The organism is Paenibacillus contaminans, from assembly GCF_003285015.1.
Taxonomy (GTDB): Bacteria; Bacillota; Bacilli; order Paenibacillales; family NBRC-103111; genus Paenibacillus_V; species Paenibacillus_V contaminans.
The window spans coordinates 68,229-91,469 of the sequence record NZ_QMFB01000021.1 but is presented as its reverse complement, the minus strand read 5'-3'; the positions used below and the strand labels follow the sequence as shown (position 1 = coordinate 91,469).

The following is a 23,241-nucleotide window of genomic DNA, read 5'->3' as shown; positions in this document are numbered from 1 at the left end:
AAGAGGAGGATCAGAATGCAAAACCGTTTTGTTCGAAAGACATCGCTGTATGTTTGTTTGGCACTCCTACTATCCTTCATTATGTCGGCCGGCTTGCCGCCGCAAATCATTCATGCAGCCGGTGCTGAACCGAAAAGTATGCCGAACGTGATGGGGGAATTCGACGATTCCTATTCCGTTTCCGCAGAACAATTAAATGCTGATGGTTTAGCGCTTGTAGTGGGGGGAGAAAGTCGTGCGGCGATCGTAGTAACGAATGCGCCAACAGCTCTGGAGGAGCAGGCTGCTCAAGAGCTGCAGCACTACTTGAAACAAATATCGGGAGCGGAACTGTCCATAGTAATGGATTCGGCCGCTGCCGAGGGCGTCAAAATCTTTATTGGAAGCGCTGCACCTGACCCGCAATTAGGGCAAATCCAGCAAAACGGCGCCGATTCCGATTCATTTCGTCTGTCCGTCGAAGGTGATCGCATTCAATTAGTCGGACTTTCTGACAGAGGGGTGTTGTTTGCCGCTTTCGAGCTGCTGGAGCAAATAGGCGTTCGTTGGTTCGCTCCAGGGGATATCGGGACGGAGATTCCGTCGCTGCAAACGATTCGCGTACAGGAGCAAAATACGATCCAGCATCCCGGCGTGATTAACCGTTATGTAGGCGGGATCGATTATCTGTTTTCTCAGGAACCGATCGATTACGTCGATCAGTTCGAAGGAAAGAAATGGCTGCAGCATGTGCGGGGGAACAACAGTATCGCGCTTGGCGCGCACGGACTTCCTTGCGATATTAAATCCACCGAGCGGCCGGATTTATATATTCAAGTCAATGGGAAACCGACGAACCAATTGGATGTGACAAAACCGGAAGTGCTGAGCTGTGTCGTCGACGGGGTGTTGGAATACCTTGAGGAAAACCCGGATACCAAATACATCGATATGGGGCCGGATGATGGCGACGATTTTGGCGTAACGGACTGGGACGCCTTAGATTACGATCCTCTGCTGGGCGGTAATTCGATTACGGACCGATATGTAAAATTTTACAACCTGATTCTGGAACGTATTGAGGATCAATATCCGGATGTCGGCATCGCATTTTTTGCCTATTTCCGCTACATGAGGCCTCCCGTTAGTGAAATTCCTAGTCCCAAGCTGTTACCGGTTATCGCCCCGATTACAGTGGATCGCATCCACTCGCTCAGTAACGGTATGTCATGGGAGCGCGCTTATTTAAAGGATCTAAAGGATGGGTGGGAGAAGCGGGGCGTTCCCGTAGCCTTCTACACGTATATGTACAATTTAGCTGATCCCGGACTGCCTTTTTCGATGATAAATCGCATAACGGAGGAAATGAAGTACTTCCATGAAGAGGGAATTAATCAGCTTCGGTTCGAAGGGCTGCCATCTTGGGCCTATCATGGGCCTTCGCTCTATTTAATGGCCAAATTAAGCTGGAACCCGGAGCTTGATGTTCAGGCAACGTTAAGCGACTATTTCTCGAAGTATTACGGACCGGCGGCGGAACCGATGTGGAATCACTTTCGCGAGCTTGAAGATGCGTTTGCTCATGCGGATTATTACACCGGGAACGTTCATGATTTCGCTAGAATACTGACGGCGGATGTGATGGCGACTCTCGAAGATACTTTATCCCAAGCGGAAAGCCTGGCGCCGGCGAATTCCAAATATGCAGAGCGCGTTAAGATGAACCGCACCGCATTAGAGTTTGGCAAATTGTTTTTCGAGATGCGGAATGCTTATGAGCAATTCGATTTTGTGACGGCGAAGCAGGCGTTCGATGAGGCTAACGCGCTTTTAGATGCCGCGGCTCTGCATTCTCCTGTAATCATCCACCCGTGGGCAGGCGGTTATTTAGACACCTTTTGGAAAAATCCGATGGAGCAAGCTTATGAACGTGTGGCAGATGGAAACAAGATGATCGCCGCTCTGCCGGACGAATGGTTGGCAATGCTTGTTCCGGGCGGAAACGGCGCGGATCTGGGGCTGTGGAAACCGGAGGCGGGTACGCAATCCTGGATGAAATTAAAAACCTATTCCGATACTTGGTCCAATCAAGGCTTACGTTACTATAAAGGCGAAATCTGGTACCGTACTTCAGTGGAGGTTGCTGCGGAATATGCAGAGAAACCGATTCGCCTCTGGTTTGGCGATATTGACGAAAGCCCGCGGGTTTGGGTCAACGGTATAGAAATTCAACCCAAATCGAAAGGCGTCCCGACGGTTGTGCCTTGGGAATTTGACATTACAAACGCAGTCAAGGTTGGACAAGATAACGTAATTGTCGTTTCGGTCGTCAACAAGTCAATAGATGAGTTGGGCATTGGGGGTATAACGGGTCCTGCTTTTCTTTGGACAGGGGCTCCGGATCAGGAACAGCCGGTCGATCCGGATGAGCTTATCGTAAACCCCGGGTTTGAAGACGGATTGAACGGATGGACGTACTACAATACCAGTGTTTTCAAAATCGTTAATTCTCCAGTTCATTCAGGTACAAAGTCGCTTAAGATCAGTTCGAGGGCGTTAAACTACACGGGCGTGAAGCAAGATATCACGGATGCTTTAGCAGAAAACGGTCAAGGGCTTTATGGCTTTGGCGCGATGCTGCGGACGGAAACGGATTCGCAAAACATGTATGCGGCTATTGTCGTGTATAACAAAAGCGGCTCGGTCTTTGCCTATGCCGGCTCCACTGAAAACGTCGGAAGCGACAGTTGGACGAGATCGTCCGGTACAGCCAATATTACGTGGACCGGGGAACTGGCCTCTGCAATGATTATTACCGAGTCGTTACCGGAAACGGGTAAAGGGGACTATTACGTAGACGATATCAGTCTCAAAAAACTGAAACCGTACCAAAGCACATTAACGGCAAGTGCAAGCACCGTGCCTTCCGGAACGCAATTTAAAGTAAATTACGGACTCCGCAATGTAGAGAAAGAAATATACGCGCAAGATATTCAGTTGGATTACGATGCCTCCGTCATGGAATTTGAATCTGCCGAATCGTTAATCCAAGGGGTCAATATTGTTGAAACCCAAAATGAACAGGCGGGCAAGCTCCGGCTGATTATTGCGAGCGAAGGCGCGCAACATGCAATCACAGGCAACGCCCAGGTGGCGGAGCTTACGTTCAAAGCAAAATCCTTGCCGCAATCCGCTTCAGGCTTGATTTCGCTTGCAAGCGGCGTGCTAGGAGATAAACAAGGCAATGAAATGGAAGCGGAATTGTCATCGATCTCGATTGCCGTAACGGCTGCCGCGGGCGGCGGTAACGGTAACGGCAATGGCAATGGCGAGGGCAATGGTAACGGTAACGGTAACGGCAATGGCAACGGCGAGGGTAATGGTAATGGCAATGGCAATGGCAATGGCAATGGCAATGGCAATGGCAATGGCAATGGTAATGGTAACGGTAATGGTAACGGTAATGGCACCGGCACCGGCGGCAACAGCAATGGCAACGGCGAAAGTAAAGAAGACATCAATCAAGACGGAAAGGTATCCGTTGGCGACTTATCTTTCGTGGCCCAATATTACGGAGCGATTATCGGCAGTTCCGATCCGGAGCAGCTTAAAAAAGCGGACGTAAATGGCGACGGCAAAATCGATATTCTTGATCTCGTGGCAGTGGCCAGGAAAATACTAGAGTGAAAGGGTGGTAATTTTTGACGCGCAAGCTTGCATTTATTAGTACGCTGATTCTTCTAACCTGCCTGCCGTTTATGGTTCTTAAACCCGCATATGCGGAAACGACACCATCGTTTCATTTAACTGCCAATCAACCTGTCGACGGGAAAATTACGATAACGATGAGCGGTAAAAATATTACGGATTTGTACGGATATGAGGCGAAATTTACTTTTGATCCGAATGATTTGGAGCTGGCGGAAGCGACATCCGATATGGGAGGGTTCTCGGCCGCGCCGATAGTCACAAACAATGAGATTTTAATTGCTCATTCCAAAATCGGCAACAAGCCGGGAGAAAGCGGAGACTTTAAGATCGGAACTTTGAATTTTATTATGAAACGGGACGGAAATTTCAATGTGAAATGGACGTCCATGAGGACGATTACGCACGATTTGTCCGATCGTACCTATTCCGTAAACGACAGCGTCTCCGTTCATTCCCAGAAGAAAAGCTTTGTGGATCTGGAGGGACATTGGGCCAAGGAAGATATAGAGTTATTGGCATCGAAAGGCATTATTAAGGGAATAAGCGAAGATCGCTTTGCGCCGGAAGCGCTTGTAACGCGAGCGGAATTTGCGACGCTGGTATCCCGGGCGCTTGATCTTAAAGCCGCTGACACGACAATGCCTTTTACGGATGTCGCATCTTCTTCCTGGTATAAGGATGCTATTAATCGTTCTTATGCAGCAGGGATTGTTCATGGCATTACAGATACTCGCTTTGCGCCGGACCAAAACATTACAAGAGAAGAAATGGCTGTCATGCTGATCAGAGCGATTAAGCTTTCTCCGGGTGCCGTATCGGAGGGGGGCACGGATAGGGTGTCGTTTGCAGATTCGGATGCGATTAGCGAGTGGGCTAGAGCCGATATCGAAACCGCCGTTCAATTAGGAATCATGACAGGCAGAGCGGAGGAGAAATTCATACCGGACGGTTTGGCGACGCGAGCGGAAGCTGCGACAGTGATCAAGAGACTGATGTCATCATCAGGATTGCTATAAACCGTATAGCGAACCGCTTTCTTATTTCATGCGAGGAGGCAAGCAAATGAGAATGAAGGCTGCAATCATATCCTTGATGCTGTTAATTATCATGAACATATTCAGCGTTATCGGTGCCTCGGCATCGAGTAATTCTAACGAACGGCTGCAATACTTCGGCTACTATGGTATGGATGGGCCTACCGCCGGCAAGCCGACGGATGAGTATATTCAACTTGTCGGAAAGTGGGGGAATAGCAACGTTGCCGTTATTCACGGTTGGCTTTACGGCGAAACCTTGCGGGATACTATTGAATCGGCTGCCTCGCAAAACATGCAAGTCATTCTCAATGTCTTTGATATTTTCTTTACGGGTGGTTTTGAAAACGGCGGACATTTGGTCGAATCATGGGAAAATAACTGGACAACGCTGAAACAAACATTAACCGGCCTTGAAGACAACGTGCTTGCTTTTTATTTCGATGAGCCTTGGTGGAACGGGGTTAGTGAAGAAAAATTCAGATTTGTTACCAAGCTGATCAGGGAGGATTATCCCGATACAAGAGTAATGCAAGTTAGCGCATTGTACGATTTGGATCCCGGCAATACGGGGGACGGTATAAGAAGTGAATATCTCGAATATGTCACAGACGTCGGCTTCGATTATTACAGCGGTTGGGACCTTGGAGAATATTTACTTTATCATGAAAGATTGAAAGCGCTAGCAAACAAAAACCAGGATATCTGGCTCATCCCGAGGGCATTCAGCGGAGATAACACATCCGACGGCATGCAGCAGGAACTGCTGCGGCATTATGAGCTGGCTTTAAAAGAGCCGCGGGTCGTCGGTATTCTTCCGTTCATTTTCTCATCAGCGGAGTGGTGGGAGGGTTTGAAAGTTTTTCTTGACGAAACGGACCCGCGGTATGATTCCTATTTGAAAAATACGCATATTCAGGTCGGGAAAAGCGTCATCGCAAGCAGCGGGCCTAACGATAATCTATATGGCGCTTCGCTTGATTTCAGTTCCGTACAAGGAACAAGAGGCTGGTCCTATCAACAAGGGGATGGCAGCACCTATACGGATTTGAACTGGAATGCGGGAGAGCTATTGTGGCAGGGAGCGAATCAGTTGACGGTAGGGCCGGATTTTCAACAGCCGGACATCAACGAAGCCGTTCGCAAGTGGGTTGCGCCAAAGTCGGGTACGATACAAATCGCGACTAACGGAAATATTCGTAAAAGCGATGCTTCAGGAGACGGCGTGCGCTTTAAGCTGTTAAAAAACAATATACGAATTTGGCCGGAGGATAGCGAATGGAAGCAGCTTCAAGCTAACGATAAGACCGGTTTTCCCATGAAATCAACAATTGAAGTGCAGGCCGGCGACGTTCTCTATTTCGTTGCGAATCCAAACAGCGATTCGACAGGCGATAAAATATTTTGGAATCCGGTCATTATTTACAAGACAATTACAGAACCATCTACCCGGTTGGACGGTCCGGTTTCAGCCCGGCCAGGCGATGCCGTCGATTTACAAATCGGCATTGCCGGTGACCCGTTGAACTTCACGACCTGGCGCGGCGTAGTGAACTACGATGCGGCAAAGCTGCAGTTTGCCACCAAAACGGTGCCACGCGAAAGCGGTGGAGGCACTTATCAAGCGCTGGCTGAAGAGGCTTATTCGAATTCGCGGGCGGGATTCGAGCTGCTATCCAGCGAGGTAAACGCAGAACAAGGAAAAATATACATCACGATGGCAAGTAACGGCGCAGGCAATGCGGTACGCAATGGGGGGGGTTTGCTGACCCTTTTCGGTTCCGTAAAAGCAGGTGCAGCCAAGGGAAATACGGAAATATCTCTTACCGATCTTAAAGTGTCGATGGAGGAAATGGACACGGATGTTGCGGGCTCTTCATTTACGATGAGCGTATTTAAGGTTGATCCTGATGAGCTTATTGTAAACCCCGGGTTTGAAGAGGGATTGGACGGATGGACGTACTACAATACCAGTGCTTTCGATATCGTTCATTCTCCGGTTCATTCCGGAGCTAACTCGCTTAAAATTAGTGCAAGGGCAATAAACTACACGGGTGTGAAGCAGGATATTACAGCTGCTCTATCGGCGAACGGCCAAGGACTTTATGACTTCGGGGCAATGCTTCGAACGAAGTCGGGTTCGCAAAACATGTATGCCGCTATTGTCGTATATAACACAAGCGGCTCGGTCTTTGCCTATGCCGGCTCCACTGAAAACGTTGGAAGCGACAGCTGGACGAGATCGTCGGGCACAGCCAATATTACGTGGACTGGGGAACTGGCCTCTGCGATGATTATTACCGAGTCGTTACCGGAAACGGGTAAAGGGGACTACTACGTTGACGATGTCAGTCTCAAAAAACAGAAACCGCCTGCTGCCCGGTTGGGCGGTCCGGCATCGGTCCAGCGAGGCGGTGCCGTCGATTTACAAATCGGCATTGCCGGTGACCCGTTAAACTTCACGACATGGCGCGGCGTTGTGAACTACGATGCGGCAAAGCTGCAGTTTGCCACCGAAACGGTGACGCGTGAAAACGATGGAGGCACTTATCAAGCGCTGGCGGAAGAGGCTTATTCGAATTCGCGGACGGGATTCGAGCTGCTATCCAGCGAGGTAAACGCAGAACAAGGGAAAATATACATCACCATGGCAGGCGGTGCGGTACAAAGCGAAGGAGATTTGCTAACCTTGTTCGGTTCCATAAAAGCAGACGCAGCCAAGGGAAATACGGAAGTATCCGTTACCGATATTAGAGTGTCGATGGAGGAAATGGACACGGATGTTGCCGGCTCCTCATTTACGATGGACATACTTGGGGATGATCCGGAAGAGCTTATCGTAAACCCCGGGTTTGAAGATGGGTTGGACGGATGGACGTACTACAATACCGTTACTTTCGATATCGTGAATTCTCCGGTTCATTCAGGCGCTAACTCGCTTAAGATTAGTGATCGGGCAATAAACTACACGGGCGTGAAACAGGATATTACAGATGCTCTAGCGGCAAACGGCCAAGGGCTTTACGACTTTGGAGCGATGCTGCGGACAGAAGCGGATTCGCAAAACATGTATGCGGCTATTGTCGTATATAACACAAGCGGCTCAGCCTTTGCCTATGCCGGTTCTACTGACACCGTCGGAAGCGGCAGTTGGACGAGATCGTCGGGCACAGTCAATATAACCTGGACCGGGGATCTTGCCTCTGCAATGATTATTACCGAGTCATTGCCGGAGACGGGTAAAGGGAATTATTACGTAGACGATATCAGTCTCAAGAAACAGAAATCGAACCAAAGCACGTTAACATCGAGTGCAAGCACGGTGCTTTCGGGATCGCAATTTAAAGTAAATTACGGACTCCGCAATGTGCAACAAGCTGTATACGCACAAGATGTACAGTTGGATTACGATGCTTCCGTTTTGGAATTTGTATCTGCGGAATCGTTAATCCAAGGGGTAAGTATTGTTGATACCCAAAATGAACAGGCGGGCAAGCTTCGGTTGACTATTGCCAGCGAAGATGCGCAGCATGCAATCACAGGCAATGCCCAGGTGGTGGAGCTTACTTTCAGAGCGAAATCCATACCGCAAGCAGCTTCAGGTTTAATTTCGATTAAGAGTGCGGCGCTGAAAGACGAACAAGGAGATGAAGTTCAAGCGGCATTGTCATCCGTAAATGTTGAGGTAACGGCAAGTGAAAACAATATGGACATCAATGCCAATGGAAAAGTATCAATAGGCGATTTGTCCATCGTCGCCGCACATTATGGCAAAGGAAGCGGCAGTCCCGATTGGAATGAAGCGAAAAAAGCGGATGTTAACGGAGACGGTAAAATCGACTTCCTTGATCTCGCGGCGGTTGCCAGGACGATAGTAAGCTAACGTTGAGCGCGTAATCGGCTTCTCTCCTTGCTCGTTTCAGAGCAAGGAGAGAAGTCGAGCGCGGTTGAAGTCACCCTTTCCATTTCAACAAAAGTCCGATCGCGCCAATGATTAATGCGCCGATAACGGTGCGCCATAACCACCGCTGATTGTCCGCAAGCTCGTCGATTCGCTTGTTTGCCGAATTCGCCGACTGCGACGCTTCATTAGCTACCTCCCTTACGTTCCCCATGATGTCGCTCTTCGTCTCCATACGCGTTAAGCGCTGTAAGATCTCGTTCTTGTCGTCGTTCGTCATCCTCCTATCACCCTTTCTTAAAGGATTATTATGAAATGCATGGATCGGAAACCCATTGCCGAGGTCGGATGCCTCCATCGGGAGCTGGCGGCCGGCGGCCGGCGCAGCCGCGCTTCCGTCCTAGGCAATGAACGTTTTCAGTGCCAGGCTCATTATTTTAGTGAAAAAAGCGCTTTTGCGACTTGCCGATAGCCAAAACACTGAATTTATTCTATAATTCAAGAAGGGATGGTTGTCCCGTACGGTTATAATACTGAAAATAATCAGTGATTGCAACTAGTTTGTGGAATTTTTTCAGTTTTGAAGAAAATAATAAGCGAACTTTGTTCACGTATCGGAAAGATTAAAAGCGGCGCGGCAATGCCGGCGTCCGCCGGCAGACGTTTATCCCGCGAGCGTCGGCGGTCGGCGGCAAGTTGTATATCCTTGGGAGGTAGGTCGGTTTGAATACGATAGGGAAGCGAATCAAGCATCTCCGCACGACGAGGGGGATGTCGATGGCGGAGCTCGAGGATGAAATCGGCGCCTCCAGAGGAAGCGTCAACCAATGGGAAAAGGAGCGCAGCATACCCGGCGGCAATTCGATCGTCGCGCTGTCGGAATTTTTTCAGGTGCCGACGGATTGGATTCTGAAGGGGATGGGCGCGGCATTATCCGAAACGGGCTGGCAGACGGGCGAATTTACGGCCGAAGCCGGGCTTGCCGGCGCTCCGATCAGCCTTACGCCGCAATCGCTGCAGGAGCTGGTCAACGAAGCGTTATCGCTGCCGGACGACGAAATCGAGCTTCTGAAGACGATGGCCATGAAGCTGGCGAAGACGCACGCCTACTCGAAATCGGCCGCCTCCCGCAATGACCGGAGGGTGATCCGGGAAAAATCCGCTGCCGCAAAATACGGTGCCGCCGGCCTGACGGAGGCTGTGTCCGACTATTCCGATATGGTGCCGATTTGGGGAGAAGCCGCCGCGGGCGAACCGATCGAAGCGATTCGCATGTTCGAGGGTTATTTGGGCGTCCCGGCCGAGTACAAAAAATGCTTTGCCGTACGCGTCAAAGGCCACAGTATGGTTGGTGCGGGCATAACGGACGAGGGATATGCGATCATCCGCCAGCAGGACATGGTCAACAACAACGAGATAGCGCTCGTTATGGTGGAAAACCGCGCCACGATCAAACGGTTTAAAATGACGAAGGAGCACGCCATCCTCGTTTCGGAGAACGATCAATTCGAGCCGATGGTGTACCATCGCAGCCAGCAGATGCAAATTGTCGGCAAGGTGGCCCATTTTATATCCGGTAACGAAGCCGTTATTGCGGAGCCTTAATCGAATAGCTGTTTATGAAGCTTTGAAAAGCCGTATACGGACCTGCCGGGCCGGCGTTTCGAGGCTTTTTTGCCGTTGCCGCGGGTTATTTGGGTAAACGGGCATGTCATTAGCTTATGCTTACGAAGTCGCTTTCTTCGAAAACGTTTAGGACGGCGAAGCCGTTTATCCTTGATTTATCAGAAAGTATATCGTGGAAGTGGCTCTAAATCTCGGTAAACGCCAGCGTCAAAGACGCCGGTAGGCGTTTATCCTTACCTATCGCCGATAGTTAATATTTATTTAATAGTTGGTTTATGGGCGTTTCATTTTTGGCGTGTACGATGGATTTGTAACGAAATCTTGGTTAACGAGGAGGCAGACTATGAAGAAGAAATGGGTGGCGTTAGGAAGCGCCGTCGGCATCAGCAGTATCGTGATGGTGACGGCGGGGATGTCGGTCATGGCCGGTACGTCCGGGTATGACGCGTATAAATCGGCGCTTAAAACGACGAAGTCGGCGGCAAGCTTCAGCGTACAAGCGGAGGCGGCCGTGAAGGATAACGGCGCCGTGCTGACCAGCGCGAACGGCAGCTTTAAAGCCAGCCGCGATAACGGAACCGGAAGCGGGCGAATCGAAGTGGCGAGCGGCGGGGCCGGCCAGAAGCTGAGCTTCTATAAGCAGGATGACGGCGTGGTATTCAAAACGGACGACAGCGACGTCTATTATGTCAAGCCGGGCGATCCGGAGAAGGAGAAGCGCTCGAAGTCCAATGAGTCAGTTGACCCGGCGATACCGCAGCAGGTAGAAACGGTTATTGACGCGCTCGTCGGCAATTTGAAGGATTACGTCGCCGTCGACGAGAAAGCGGACGGGTCCAAGGAGGTTTCGGTTGAGCTTACGGGCGCGCAAATTCCCGCCGTCGTAAACGCGATCGTGCCGATAGCCGTCAAACGGGCAGCGGATGGGCACGGCGGCTTCGGCGAGCGGGAAAAGGCCGACGGTCAGGGCAAGCTTCCTTTTGACAAAAATTTGCTTGCGAACAAGCCGCAGCTAAGCCAAGACATCAAGATCGACAAAATCGGCTTGAAGGCGGTCATCGACGAATCGAACTTCATTACGCATCAGGAAGCGGCTATTACGATTTCCGGCAAAGATGACGCGGGGACGCCGCATGTGGTTTCTCTGCAATTGAATGCGGATTTCTCCGACTACAACAACACGACGCCGGACCAAGCGGACCTGACGGGCCAAACGATACAAACGATCGAAAACGAGCATAAGTGGAAACGGGGACACGGGCGGTAAGCCTAGATAAGATCGCAAGGGTAGGGCATGGCCTAGCGCCGTCCCCGCAGTGACGCACCGTGCGCCGGGATCCTGGAGCCGCGCGGTGCGGCTGCTCTACCATATATATTTCACAAGGAGAAGGGGGCGAACCCAATGACGGCGGCGATTTTGCAAATGAAGCGGGCAACGAAGCTTTACGCGAACGGCCGGGGCATACGTGACGTCAGTCTCGAGCTTCGCGCAGGGGACGTATACGGGCTGCTCGGACCGAACGGGGCGGGCAAAACGACGATCCTCAAGCTGATGACGGGTTTGATCCGGGCGAAAACCGGCTCCATATCCTTGTTCGGATACGATATAACGGAGCATTTTGAAAAGGCGATGCGGCCTGTGGGCTGTATGATCGAATCGGCGGATTTTCACGATTTCCTGAACGCTTCCCAGTATTTGCGGATGGTCGCTTATTATTACCCTTACATCACGGAGAAGAAAATCGACGAAACGCTGGAGCAGGTCGGCTTGCTCAACGTTCGCAAAGATAAAATCAAACACTACTCGACGGGCATGAAGCAAAAGCTGGCGCTGGCCGCGGCCGTTCTGCCGGACCCGAAGCTCGTTATTTTGGATGAACCTACGAACGGGCTCGATATCGAAGGAACCGTCATTTTTCGCAATGTGGTCAAGCGGCTGGCGGAGGAGAAGGGCACCGCCTTTATCATCTCAAGCCATATGATTCATGAGTTGGAGCAGCTATGCAGCCGGATCGGCATCGTGTTCGAAGGCGCTTTGCGGAAGGAAGGAAACGTTTCGGAGCTGCTGCTGCATAATCAGTCGCTGGAATCGTTCTACATCGACGAGCTGCAAAAAGCGAGAAAGGGGAATGTCCATGCTTAGCTTTCAGGCCGGTTTGAAAAGCGAGCTGCTGCTGATGCTGTACCGCAAAAAGACGATCGCATTCCTGCTTGTTTCCGCGCTGGTCCCGGTACTATTGGCGCTGTCGCTCCATGCCCTTCGTCCGGTATTGGGATTTGCGGCCGACGGCGGGTCGTTCCCTGTGCAAATGCTCGGCTTGTATACGGTGTTCTGGATCCCGCTATTCATCTTTTTGACGGCGGCCGACCTGTTTCCGAACGAAATCGCATCCCGCACCTTGAAGCTCGCTCTGCTGCGTCCGATTACGCGCTTCCGCATCTACGCAGCCAAAATGGCCGCTCTCGTCATCGGAATCGGCGTCCTGCTAGCCGTATTGGGGACGGTTACGGTCGTCTGCGGCTTATTCGCAAGCGCGAACGGTATCGGAGGCGGCTTGTTCGGAACGGTCGTCGCGTATGCGGCCGCATTCGTCGCTATGTCGGCGCTCGCATCGGCGTTCGTTTTTATCGCGCAGTTTTTCAAAAGCGCCGGCAGCGCGATCGTCGGATCGATCATTTTGTATGCGGCCGCAAAGCTGCTTCCGTTTTTCGAGAGCGCGGTTACGGCATTTTCGCCGGCCTCTTACACGGATTGGCATATGCTCTGGCTGAGTCCCGCGGTTGCGGGCGGCAAGCTGGCACTTACCTCGCTGCTGCTCATTTCGAGCTTCGCCTTGTTTTTGTCCCTCGGATATTTTATGTTTGATAAAAAAGAAGCGTAAACGGTGCCCGGCCGAAGCGTTCGCTTACCGGCGGATGCCGGGAACGGCCCGTAAAGAGGAGGCGGCGCGATGTCGATACGGCTGAGACTTATACTATCCTATGCGGCCATGCTCGTCGTGCCGGTCGTACTCATGTTCATAACCGTGCTGCTGCTTGTCGTCGTCTTCCGCGGCGACCTGCAAAATTTGCACGATATGTACGGCGAGGAACGCGGGCAGAGCGCGTTTTGGCGTGACGAGCGCCTGATAGAAGATATCGGCCGCACAGCCGAAACGGATCCGGCGCGTTTGTCGCAAGCGGATTATTTGGCGGAGACGGACCGGAAGCTTGCGCCGAATCAAGCCGGGCTGATCGTTCGGGAAGGAGACCGGCTGACCTATATATCCGAATCCGTCAATTTGCCGGAATTGACCGGGCAATTGTCCGCTTTCAAGCACCCGGGCTATCGAGACGAGCATATTTCCGAGAAGCTCGGCGGCAAAGTGTATTCGGTCGGCCAATACGATTATTTGCTGCCGGATCAGACGCAGGGAAGCGTATTTGTCGTGACGTCGCTAAGTCCTTTCGCCAATTTCGCGCGTAAATTTTTTCCGGTTCTTTTTTTGCTGCTTGTCGTTATTTTGGTGCTGACGCATACGGCGCTGACTTTTTTTATGTCCCGCAGCATCATTCGACCCCTGAACGGGCTGAGGCATGCCGTAAAGCAAATCAAAGAGGGGAATTTGGATTTTCAAGTCGAGGTTTCCGGCAAAGACGAAATCGGCCAGCTCGGCGTCGCCTTCGAGGAAATGCGGGCGCAGCTTAAATCGTCGATCGAAACGCAGCTCCAGTACGAAGAGAACCGCAAGGAACTTGTGACCAACATCTCGCATGATTTGAAAACGCCGATCACCGCGATAAAAGGGTATGTGGAAGGCATTCAGGACGGGATCGCCGATACGCCGGAAAAAATGAAGAAATATATAAACACGATCTATGCGAAATCCGTAGAGATGGACCGCCTGATCGACGAGCTGTTTCTGTATTCGAAGCTGGATTTAAAGCGGCTGCCATTTGCGTTCGAGCGTGTGGATATGGCCGACTTTTTGCAGGATTGCTCCGAGGATTTGCGGTTCGATCTGGAGAAAACGGGCTTCCGCTTCCGTTCCGAAATCGCGCTGCAGCCGGGGACGTGGGTTTCGCTGGACCGGGATAAATTCATTCGGGTCATTCATAATGTGATCCGCAACTGCGTGAACTATATGGATAAAGACGACAAAAGGATCGCGCTTCAAGCGTCCGAAACGGACGGCGCCGTTCTGATCCGGATTTCCGACAACGGGCCGGGGATAGATGCCGCTGCGCTGCCGCATATTTTCGACCGTTTCTACCGGGCGGAGCAATCGCGGAATTCCGAAACCGGGGGAAGCGGACTGGGGTTGGCCATCGTGAAGCAGATTATCGAAGGTCACGGCGGCGAGATTTGGGCGGAGAGCGCGGAAGGTGAAGGCACTACAATATTTATGGCGTTAAAAAAGCTGCCGCCGGCCGGCGGGAAAGAGAGGTGATCCATGATGAAATCCATTCTGGTGATCGAGGACGAGCAGAGCATCGCGGAGCTGGAGCGGGATTATTTGGAGATAAGCGGCTTTCGCGTTGACATTGCGGCCAACGGAGAGCAAGGCTTGCAGATGGGGCTGCACGGGGAATACGACCTGATCATTCTCGATCTGATGCTTCCCAAAATAAACGGCTTCGAGCTGTGCAGGCAAATCCGCGAAAAGCGCGATATTCCCATACTGATGGTCACAGCCAAGAAAGAGGATATCGACATTATTCGCGGTCTCGGCCTCGGAGCAGACGATTACATTACGAAGCCGTTCAGCCCGGGCGCGCTCGTCGCCAGGGTGAAGGCGCATCTGGCCCGTTACGAGCGGCTGGTCGGCAGCAAGCTTCCTTCCACAGAGCTGCGGATTCGGGGACTGTCGATCGATACGGCGACGCGGATGGTTTTCGTGCACGATCAAGAGGTGGTTCTGACGACCAAGGAGTTCGATCTGCTCGTATTTCTCGCTTCGAATCCGAACCGGGTGTTCAGCAAGGATCAGCTTTTCGAGCGGCTATGGGGGATGGACTCGCTCGGCGACACCTCTACGGTCACGGTGCATATCCGGAAGCTGCGGGAAAAAATCGAAATGAACCCGGACAACTCGCAATTCATCGAGACGATATGGGGAGCGGGTTACCGGTTCAGAGCTTAACTTTCCCTTAAGCGTGTGTCAGATGGCCGAAACCTTCATCTTGCAGAAGAGAGAAGGTTTTTTTGCGTTCTCATTATAAGCTGCGGACTTCGGTGAAGCGTGTGAAAAAGAATCCTAAACGATATTTCTCGTCTTCAAAACACTGACACGCTGTTGTCAGTGTTAGCCGTTTATAATCAATCTTACGAATACGATAAAGGGATCATTTGAAGGAGGCTTTCGGTAATCTTATGGCTCAACAAAAAAGCAAGTTAGGTTATGTCATAGCCGGGCTGCTGCTCGGGATATTCGTGGCGGCGATCGATAACACGATCGTAGCGACGGCAATGGGAACGATCGTTTCCGATCTCGGCGGGCTCGACAAATTCGTCTGGGTAACTTCCGCGTACTTGGTGACGGAGATGGCGGCAATGCCGATTTTCGGCAAGCTGTCCGATATGTACGGGCGCAAACGGTTTTTCGTGCTGGGCATCGTCCTGTTTTTAGCGGGATCGATTTTATGCGGTATGGCCGGCAGCATCGTGGAGCTGAGCATTTACCGGGCGATCCAAGGGATCGGCGGCGGCGCTTTGGTGCCGATTGCGTTCACGGTCATGTTCGACGTCATTCCGCCGGAGAAGCGGGGCAGCATGGGAGGTTTGTTCGGAGCCGTCTTCGGGACCTCAAGCCTGTTCGGACCGCTGCTCGGCGCTTATATTACCGACTATATCGATTGGCGCTGGATTTTTTACATCAATCTGCCGATCGGCTTGATCGCTCTGGCGTTTATTATATTTTTCTACCATGAATCGATGGAGCATTCCAAACAGCGGATCGACTGGTGGGGGGCTGCGACGCTCGTCGGCTCGATCGTTTGCCTGATGTTCGCGCTGGAGCTCGGCGGACAGGAATATGCATGGGATTCGACGTTCATTCTCGGTTTGTTCGCGGCGGCGGCCGTTCTGTTGATCGTGTTCCTGATCGTGGAAACGAAAGCGGAGGAGCCGATCATTTCCTACGCGATGTTCAAGAACCGGCTGTTTGCGGCCAGTACGGTCACCGGATTGTTGTACGGTGCGGCTTTTATTACGTTTGCCATGTACATTCCGATTTACATTCAAGGGGTAACGGGAGGAACGGCGACGAATTCGGGGCTTATTCTGCTGCCGATGACGCTCGGCTCCGTGGCGGCCGCTCAAATCGGCGGAACGCTCGCGGCGAAGACCTCCTACCGGAATGTCATGATTTTATCCGCCGTCGTGTTCGTGCTGGGCACGTTCCTGCTGAGCACGATTACGCCGGACACGTCGAAATGGCTGTTGAGCGTTTATATGATCACAGCGGGGTTAGGCGTCGGATTTTCGTTCTCGGTGCTTGGCATGGCGGCTATCCATGGCTTCGATATGCGGCAGAGGGGCTCGGCGAATTCGACGATGGCGTTCGTCCGGTCGCTTGGCATGACGGTGGGGCTGACGGTGTTCGGCATCCTGCAGCGGAACCTGCTGAGCGGCGCTTTCGGCGAAACGGGAGGTACGGCAGGCGGCGTCTCGCTTGGGGATACCCGCGAGCTGCTGTCTCCGGAGAAGCGGGCTGCGATTCCGGCGGAGATTATGGATAAAATCGTCGACGCGCTTTCCTCTTCGATCTCGACGATGTTTCTATGGGCGCTCATCCCTGCGGGTTTATCGTTAATAGCCGTTATGAACATGGGCAATACCCGGCTATTAATCCCGTCGAAAGCGGAGAAGGAACAAGCCGTCCAAACGCGCGTCGAAATGGCGGAGTGAGAGGGAGGCGGGCTCCGGCGCGATCAAACGAAACGTTCAATACAGGGCGGTCCCTGATCCGGAAGAGCAGAACGGAGTGGGCCGGCCTCGCCTTATAAACAAATACGCTTCCGGGACCACCGTTAACGTGGCTGGAAGCGTATTTTGCTGCATTCAGCATGTTTACGTTTTATTCGTCGGTGTCGGCTATTTCGACGAAATAATTGTAAATCTGGTTAAGCAGTACGATAAGCGATCTGCTCTGCTCTTCCCCAAGCCTCTCGACAAGGCCGGTAAAAACAACCGTGAACCGCTCGTACGCTTTCTGAGCGGCGGCTTCTCCTTTTTCCGTCAGCCGCAGCAGGGTAATCCGCTTGTCCCGGGGGTCGTTATAGCGTTCCACATAACCTTCTGCCATTAAACTTTTGACCATTTGAGTGACTGTGGGGGAAGTTACGGAAAGCCTTTTGCTAATATCGGATACGTTGACGCCGTGTTCATTCTCGTTAGCGAGCATCTTCAGGCAAAGCAGAACGCGGACTTCGCTCGATTTAATGCCGGAGACGGATTGTTTGCGCCAATCGGATTTAGCGAACTGATGGAAGGCTTCGGTCACTTCCTTAACAAGAGAGGACATCTCTTCACTCACGGTATATTTCACCTCTACTTCAGTGTACTATTCCTGCTCGAGAATGGACGCTTCGCGGTTTCGGATGATACGTCTAAGCTCGGTAGCGATATCGCGGGTAATGTCGCCTTGCTCGTACAAGCTTTGAACCTCGTCCCGTTCCGCTTGGATCGCAATCCAATGCAAATCTCTTTTCACTTCTTCATTTCCTTCGTTATGATCCCGCAGCATCGGATGAGGCTCCGATAATCGGTCCGCCACGGCATGGTAATGGCTGCAAATGTCCGCCGCTTCATGGCGGTTCGGGCCGGAAGGCAGCTTCTCGAACGCTTCGATAACCGCCTGGCATGTTTGAAGCTTCACGTTACGCAGCGCGGTCCTATCGGAGACGGACAGCTTGTGCGAATGCTGCGATTCTTTCCCGGACAGCAATTGCTTAAGCCCTCTGACCATACCCTTCAGCATAACGGCCCAAAGATGCGTCCACCGCGACAAAGCGAGCTCGAGCTGCTCCAGGCTTCTCATAAATATAGCGGCGTGCTCTTTGCTGATTTTGCCGTTCACAAGTAAGCTCTGTACCGTTTCACGCTCGATTCCGAGCGCTGCGATCCGCAGCTCGGCTTCTTTCTTATTATGAATCCGCAGGCTTCCCTGCCTGCGTCCGTTATCCGGCTTAATCTGCCTGATCCATCGCTCGTAATCTTTGACGACAGCGGCGGTTTCCGTTTCATTATCCGTATTCGTCGCGTGATGTACCGCTTGAATGGCTGCGTTCATCATCTTGAGCTGCCCTTGGCGTTCTTTCCGTACGCGCTCCGCTTCGTTCCCTTCCTCATCGCTCTTGGCCAAAATAGGGAGGAGGATGCTTGCGGCAAGCAGCGAGAGCAGGATGACGAACGTTGCCAGAAAGATGACCAAGCTGCGCTCCGGAAAAGGATCGCCGTTATCGACGAACAGCGGAATGGAGAAGGCACCCGCAAGCGTAACGGCTCCTCGGACGCCGGATATGGACGTCATGGCGAGTATTTTGAAAGAGAGCTTGTCTTTGTTTTTGCCGATGCGGAATAACCTGCCGCCCTTCGAAAAAGCGAAGGTCCACAAAAACCGGAGTACGATCAGCATGACGAATATGACGAAAGCATAACCGACCGCTTCGAAATTGTTAAATTCCGGACTCTCAAATATAGTACTAAAAACATCGGGAATTTGTAAGCCCAGGATGACAAATACAAGTCCGTTCAAGAGGAACAAGATGACCGACCATGTGTTGTCCGAAACCTCGTTCGTACGCGGCATCACTTTCTGGGACCGGTCGCGTTCGACCGCGTGCACGACGCCGCCGGCAACCGCAGCGAGAATGCCCGATACGCCCAGTTCTTCGGCTGTCAGGAAAAGAGCGAACGGTGTCAGCAGGTGGATCAGCATATGCATCGTTTCGTCCTCGAGACCGGATCTGCGCAGCAGGAAACGAAAGCCGGTTATAAGCCAAGCCAAGACCGCCCCCACAACCAGGCCGCCGATTGCGATGATCAGAAAGCTAACGCTCGCCTTCGGCAATGAGAATGCGCCGGTTAGCGCGGCGGCTATTGCGAATTTAAAAGCGACAAGACCGGAAGCGTCGTTCATCAACGCCTCACCTTCGAGCAGATGCATTAAGCTCTTGGGCAGGCGGATTCTCCCTGCAAGCGAACTGACCGCTACCGCATCCGTAGGCGACAGGATCGCGGCGAGTCCGAATGCGACGGGAAGGGGAATGGACGGAATCATCCAGTGAATGGCATAGCCGACGACAAAAACGGTTGCGAAAACAAGCCCGACGGCCAGCAGCAATATCGGCGCGCGAAGCCGCCACAGCTCGCTGCGGGGTGTATGCTTGCCGTCGTTATAGAGGAGCGGAGCGATGAACAGCAGGAAGAAAAGCTCCGGCTCCAGGGCCGGCAGATGAAAACCCGGAATGAAGGTGATGGCGCTGCCGAGCGCGATTTGGATAAGCGGAACGGGGATGGACGGAACTTGGCGATTGATGATGTTGGACACCCCGATAATAGCAAGGAGAACCAAAATCGTTTCGAATAACTCCATCTTCACTCTCCTTTCGGGAAGGGCGTGCCGGAACAAACGGCACGCCTATATTTAGAGTGGATTTCGCGTAGAAGCGCTAGCGAGCCGAATGTTCATAACCGTTTTTGGCCCACCGAGCATGAACGTCTTATTCTCGAATTTAATTTGCAGTAGACTCCTGGAGATTATGCACTTGCTGTTCTTCCTGTTTGCCGGGCATTTTGTTGGAAGTGCGCAGCGGAATTTCCTTAAGGAAGAAGGTGAGTACCAGAGCTAAAGCTACCAAAGCGGCTCCAAGGAAAAAGACGCTGGACAGCGTATCGTGCAGAACGGAACGAAGCATGTCGAGCATCTGCGCGAACAGCGGCTGGATCTGCTCGGGCAGCTTGGTTTGCAGCTCCGCCAGCATAGGCTGATTCATCAGCAGCTTAGGGTCCATCAGCTCCGATAATTTTGCGGCCGTTCCCGAGTCTACCTTGGATAAGTCTACGCCGGCTCCGGAGGACATGGCTTGCTCCATATTGCGTGCCATAGTAGAGTTCATGACCGAGCCGAAAATGGCGATGCCGATCGTTCCGCCAAGGTTCCGGAAAAGCGTGGAAGTCGCGGTGGCGACGCCGAGCTGTGACGGGGGCAGCGCGTTCTGCACGGTCAAAGTAAAGACGGACATGCTTAACCCGAGTCCGATGCCGAAGACCGTCATGCTTAACACGGCCATTGTTACGCTGTTCATGTAAGCCATCATGATCATGCTGACGATCATAATCGCTACGCCGATGAGCGCGAAATGCTTGTATTTCCCCGACTTGGAAATCCAGCGGCCTACCAGTGTGCTGAGAATGATCATCGTAAGCGACATCGGTATGTTTACAAATCCCGATTGCGTTGGCGTCAAGCCTTCCACGCCCTGCACGAAGAAAGGCAAATAAATCATGGCGCCCATCATGCCGGCGTTCATCAGAAAACCGACGGAGTTGGAGATTGTGACAATGCCGTTTTTGAACAAGGATAAGGGCAATACGGGACTTGCCGCTTTCCGTTCGACCAAAATCAAAATAACGATGCCCACGATGCTCGCCGAAAAGAGGCCAAGTATTTCGGGCGAATCCCAAGCGTATTTATTTCCCGCCCAAGAGAAACCTAACAAGAGACAAACGATGGAGGCCGAAAGGGCAATCGAGCCCCAGTAATCGATCGATTCCGAGGAAGAGCGCTCCGCTTTGGGAAACATAAGCCAGATCATAACAAGCGCAACTATGCCGAGCGGCAGGAAGATCCAGAACAGCCACTTCCATGCCATATGATCGATCAAGACGCCGCCGAGCGTAGGGCCGAGAATGCTGGAAAAGCCGAAGATCGCCATCATGACTCCAGTCCATTTGGCTCTCTCGCGCGGAGCGAACAAATCGCCGACGGCCGTAACCGTCGTGGACATCAGAATGCCGGCGCCGACGCCTTGGATGGCTCTGAATGCGATCATTTGAAAGATATCTGCGGATAATCCCGTCAAAAAAGAGCCGATCATAAAAATGATGATGCCGCCGAGCAAAAACGGCTTTCTGCCGTATATATCGGATAATTTACCGACAAGCACGGTAGAAATCGTAGACATCAGCATGAAGATGGTAATGACCCATGAGTAATAGTCCATGCCGCCGAGCATCGCAATAATTCGGGGCATCGCCGAGCTTACGATCGTCTGATTGATGGAAGCGAAAAACATCGCCGCCATCAGAGCGATCATGACCGTCACTTTTTGCTTTTGCGACAAGTGATTCATAGAAACAATCATCTCCCATCGAATAAATTAGCATGAATGTATTAAAACATAAATTAAATAGGTTGGCAACCTATATATTTTGGCGGAGGCGGTAAATCGTAAGTTATGAAGCTGAAACGGTGCGCTTTTTCCGGCACGCATTGCAGCGCTGCATTGCTGTGGTCGGACCGATGTGAACCGTCCATCCGGACGTCCGCTATGATATCGGAGGACGGTTTTGTATAATGGCATATAGGCAAGAGCACAATTCTCTGATCGACATATACTATCCCGATTACTTTTTTCTGGAGGTCATTATGGACAATTTTCATTTTATCGGCATTAAGGGAAGCGGGATGAGCGCAGCAGCGCAACTATTATCCGATCTTGGCAATCAGGTGCAAGGAGAAGATATCGAATCCTTTCTGTTTACGCAAATGCCGCTCGACTCGCGGAATATTCCAATATACGCATTCGGGACCGCACCATTGTCTTCAAATATGAAGGTCATCGCCTCAAACGCATATGACGACAGCCATCCCTCGATCGTCCGCTGCAAGGAGCTTGGGATCCCAGTCTATCGGTATCACCATTTTCTCGGGGAATGGATGAAAGGATATACGAGCATTGCGATCACCGGCGCACACGGCAAAACCACAACTACCGGAATGATGGTACATGCGCTCGACGCGGTCGAACCGGCCAACAGCCTGATTGGAGACGGAACCGGCAAAGGATATCCCGATGCGCGTTTATTCATATTCGAAAGCTGCGAGTATCGACGTCATTTCCTTGCTTATAAGCCTGACATAGCGGTAATTACGAATATCGATTTCGACCATCCGGATTATTTTCGCGATATAGACGATGTCAGAAACGCATTTGAAGAGATGGCTTCCCAAACCGGCAAGCAGCTGGTCGTCTGCGGGGACGATCCGCAAATACGGTTGCTGCGGACGTCTGCCGATATTTTGCATTATGGCTTCGGAGAGAACAATGAGCTTAGAGCATCCAATCTTGAAGCGGGCAGTACCGGACTAACCTTCGACGTTTCCTATAAAAATACCGGTATCGGCCGATTCGCCATTCCCGTCTTCGGCAAACATAATGTTTTGAACGCGATGGCGGTTATCGGAACGGCCTTGGTTCTGGACCTCGATATGGAGACGATTAAAGCGCAGCTGGCTACGTTCTCGGGAGTCAAGCGAAGATTTACGGAGAAAAAATGGGGCTCTAACGTCGTGATCGACGATTACGCCCACCATCCGGCCGAGATCAGGGCGACGCTCGAAGCGGTAAGAAGCAAGTATCCGAGCAAGAAAGTCGTCGGTATTTTTCAACCGCATACATTCAGCCGACTGGAGAAGCTGTTGGACGATTTCGCTCTCTCGCTGAGCGATGCCGATGACGTTTATCTGTGTCAAATATTCGGGTCGGCAAGAGAAGGGAAAGGAAGCGTCTCGATTGACGATCTCAGAACGCGGATTCCCAATGCCCGGCTCGTATCCGAAAACATTACCTCCGACATGTCGCCCTACAACGACTCCATCCTTGTTTTTATGGGAGCGGGAGACATACAGAAGTATCAAGACGTGTTATTTCAATCGTAACGAAGGGGATAGCCCCATAAGAGGCGTTTGATGCAAAAAAACGGTTGAGCGGACTGGAGTCTGC

Annotated in this window: 15 protein-coding genes; 11 read left to right on the top strand and 4 right to left on the bottom strand. The window is 51.9% G+C overall.

Annotated features, from left to right (window positions below):
• The first annotated feature begins 15 nt into the window (after nucleotides 1–15).
• The 3 genes from DQG23_RS28710 to DQG23_RS28700 are packed head-to-tail and all read left to right on the top strand — an operon-like array spanning nucleotide 16 to nucleotide 8,607.
• A complete protein-coding gene (locus DQG23_RS28710) occupies nucleotides 16–3,666 on the top strand; it encodes a DUF4838 domain-containing protein (RefSeq protein ID WP_113034481.1) in 3,651 nt (1,216 codons plus the stop codon).
• Nucleotides 3,667–3,680: 14 nt separating this feature from the next.
• The gene (locus DQG23_RS28705) at nucleotides 3,681–4,706 is read left to right on the top strand and encodes an S-layer homology domain-containing protein (RefSeq protein WP_113034480.1); all 1,026 of its coding nucleotides are present in this window, start codon (nucleotides 3,681–3,683) and stop codon (nucleotides 4,704–4,706) included.
• A 46-nt stretch (nucleotides 4,707–4,752) separates the two neighbouring features.
• The gene (locus DQG23_RS28700) at nucleotides 4,753–8,607 is read left to right on the top strand and encodes a cohesin domain-containing protein (protein ID WP_158560743.1); all 3,855 of its coding nucleotides are present in this window, start codon (nucleotides 4,753–4,755) and stop codon (nucleotides 8,605–8,607) included.
• A gap of 70 nt (nucleotides 8,608–8,677) precedes the next feature.
• Here the strand turns inward: DQG23_RS28700 and DQG23_RS28695 are convergent, their stop codons facing one another.
• Complete coding sequence (locus DQG23_RS28695; RefSeq protein ID WP_113034478.1) at nucleotides 8,678–8,905, bottom strand: hemolysin XhlA family protein; 228 nt, start codon at nucleotides 8,903–8,905, stop codon at nucleotides 8,678–8,680.
• 443 nt (nucleotides 8,906–9,348) lie between these two features.
• Here DQG23_RS28695 and DQG23_RS28690 point away from each other — a divergent pair, with 443 nt between their 5' ends.
• The 7 genes from DQG23_RS28690 to DQG23_RS28660 all read left to right on the top strand — a co-directional run bounded on the left by DQG23_RS28690 (nucleotide 9,349) and on the right by DQG23_RS28660 (nucleotide 17,140).
• Nucleotides 9,349–10,230, top strand: coding sequence for a helix-turn-helix domain-containing protein (locus DQG23_RS28690; RefSeq protein ID WP_113034477.1), 882 nt, complete (start codon nucleotides 9,349–9,351; stop codon nucleotides 10,228–10,230).
• 364 nt (nucleotides 10,231–10,594) lie between these two features.
• The gene (locus tag DQG23_RS28685; protein ID WP_113034476.1) at nucleotides 10,595–11,518 is read left to right on the top strand and encodes a hypothetical protein; all 924 of its coding nucleotides are present in this window, start codon (nucleotides 10,595–10,597) and stop codon (nucleotides 11,516–11,518) included.
• Between the two features lie 135 nt (nucleotides 11,519–11,653).
• Complete coding sequence (locus DQG23_RS28680; RefSeq protein WP_113034475.1) at nucleotides 11,654–12,394, top strand: ABC transporter ATP-binding protein; 741 nt, start codon at nucleotides 11,654–11,656, stop codon at nucleotides 12,392–12,394.
• Nucleotides 12,387–13,133 (top strand): ABC transporter permease, encoded by a 747-nt coding sequence (locus DQG23_RS28675; RefSeq protein WP_113034474.1) that lies wholly within the window; start codon nucleotides 12,387–12,389, stop codon nucleotides 13,131–13,133. Before DQG23_RS28680 ends, DQG23_RS28675 begins: the two co-directional genes overlap by 8 nt.
• Nucleotides 13,134–13,202: 69 nt before the next feature.
• Nucleotides 13,203–14,681 (top strand): sensor histidine kinase, encoded by a 1,479-nt coding sequence (locus tag DQG23_RS28670; RefSeq protein ID WP_113034473.1) that lies wholly within the window; start codon nucleotides 13,203–13,205, stop codon nucleotides 14,679–14,681.
• A gap of 6 nt (nucleotides 14,682–14,687) precedes the next feature.
• Entirely contained in the window at nucleotides 14,688–15,374 is a 687-nt protein-coding gene (locus tag DQG23_RS28665) for a response regulator transcription factor (RefSeq protein WP_113034534.1), read from the top strand.
• Nucleotides 15,375–15,604: 230 nt separating this feature from the next.
• On the top strand, nucleotides 15,605–17,140 hold the full coding sequence (locus tag DQG23_RS28660) for an MDR family MFS transporter (protein WP_113034472.1): 1,536 nt from the start codon (nucleotides 15,605–15,607) through the stop codon (nucleotides 17,138–17,140).
• A 169-nt stretch (nucleotides 17,141–17,309) separates the two neighbouring features.
• Here DQG23_RS28660 and DQG23_RS28655 read toward each other — a convergent pair whose 3' ends face one another.
• From DQG23_RS28655 to DQG23_RS28645, 3 genes are all read right to left on the bottom strand, one after another.
• Nucleotides 17,310–17,768, bottom strand: coding sequence for a MarR family winged helix-turn-helix transcriptional regulator (locus DQG23_RS28655; RefSeq protein ID WP_202865964.1), 459 nt, complete (start codon nucleotides 17,766–17,768; stop codon nucleotides 17,310–17,312).
• Nucleotides 17,769–17,795: 27 nt separating this feature from the next.
• Nucleotides 17,796–19,829 (bottom strand): Na+/H+ antiporter, encoded by a 2,034-nt coding sequence (locus DQG23_RS28650; RefSeq protein ID WP_113034470.1) that lies wholly within the window; start codon nucleotides 19,827–19,829, stop codon nucleotides 17,796–17,798.
• A 139-nt stretch (nucleotides 19,830–19,968) separates the two neighbouring features.
• Nucleotides 19,969–21,588, bottom strand: coding sequence for an MDR family MFS transporter (locus tag DQG23_RS28645; RefSeq protein WP_113034469.1), 1,620 nt, complete (start codon nucleotides 21,586–21,588; stop codon nucleotides 19,969–19,971).
• 296 nt (nucleotides 21,589–21,884) lie between these two features.
• Between DQG23_RS28645 and murC the strand changes: the two genes are divergently transcribed.
• A complete protein-coding gene (gene murC / locus DQG23_RS28640; protein ID WP_113034533.1) occupies nucleotides 21,885–23,177 on the top strand; it encodes a UDP-N-acetylmuramate--L-alanine ligase in 1,293 nt (430 codons plus the stop codon).
• The last annotated feature ends 64 nt before the right edge of the window (nucleotides 23,178–23,241 follow it).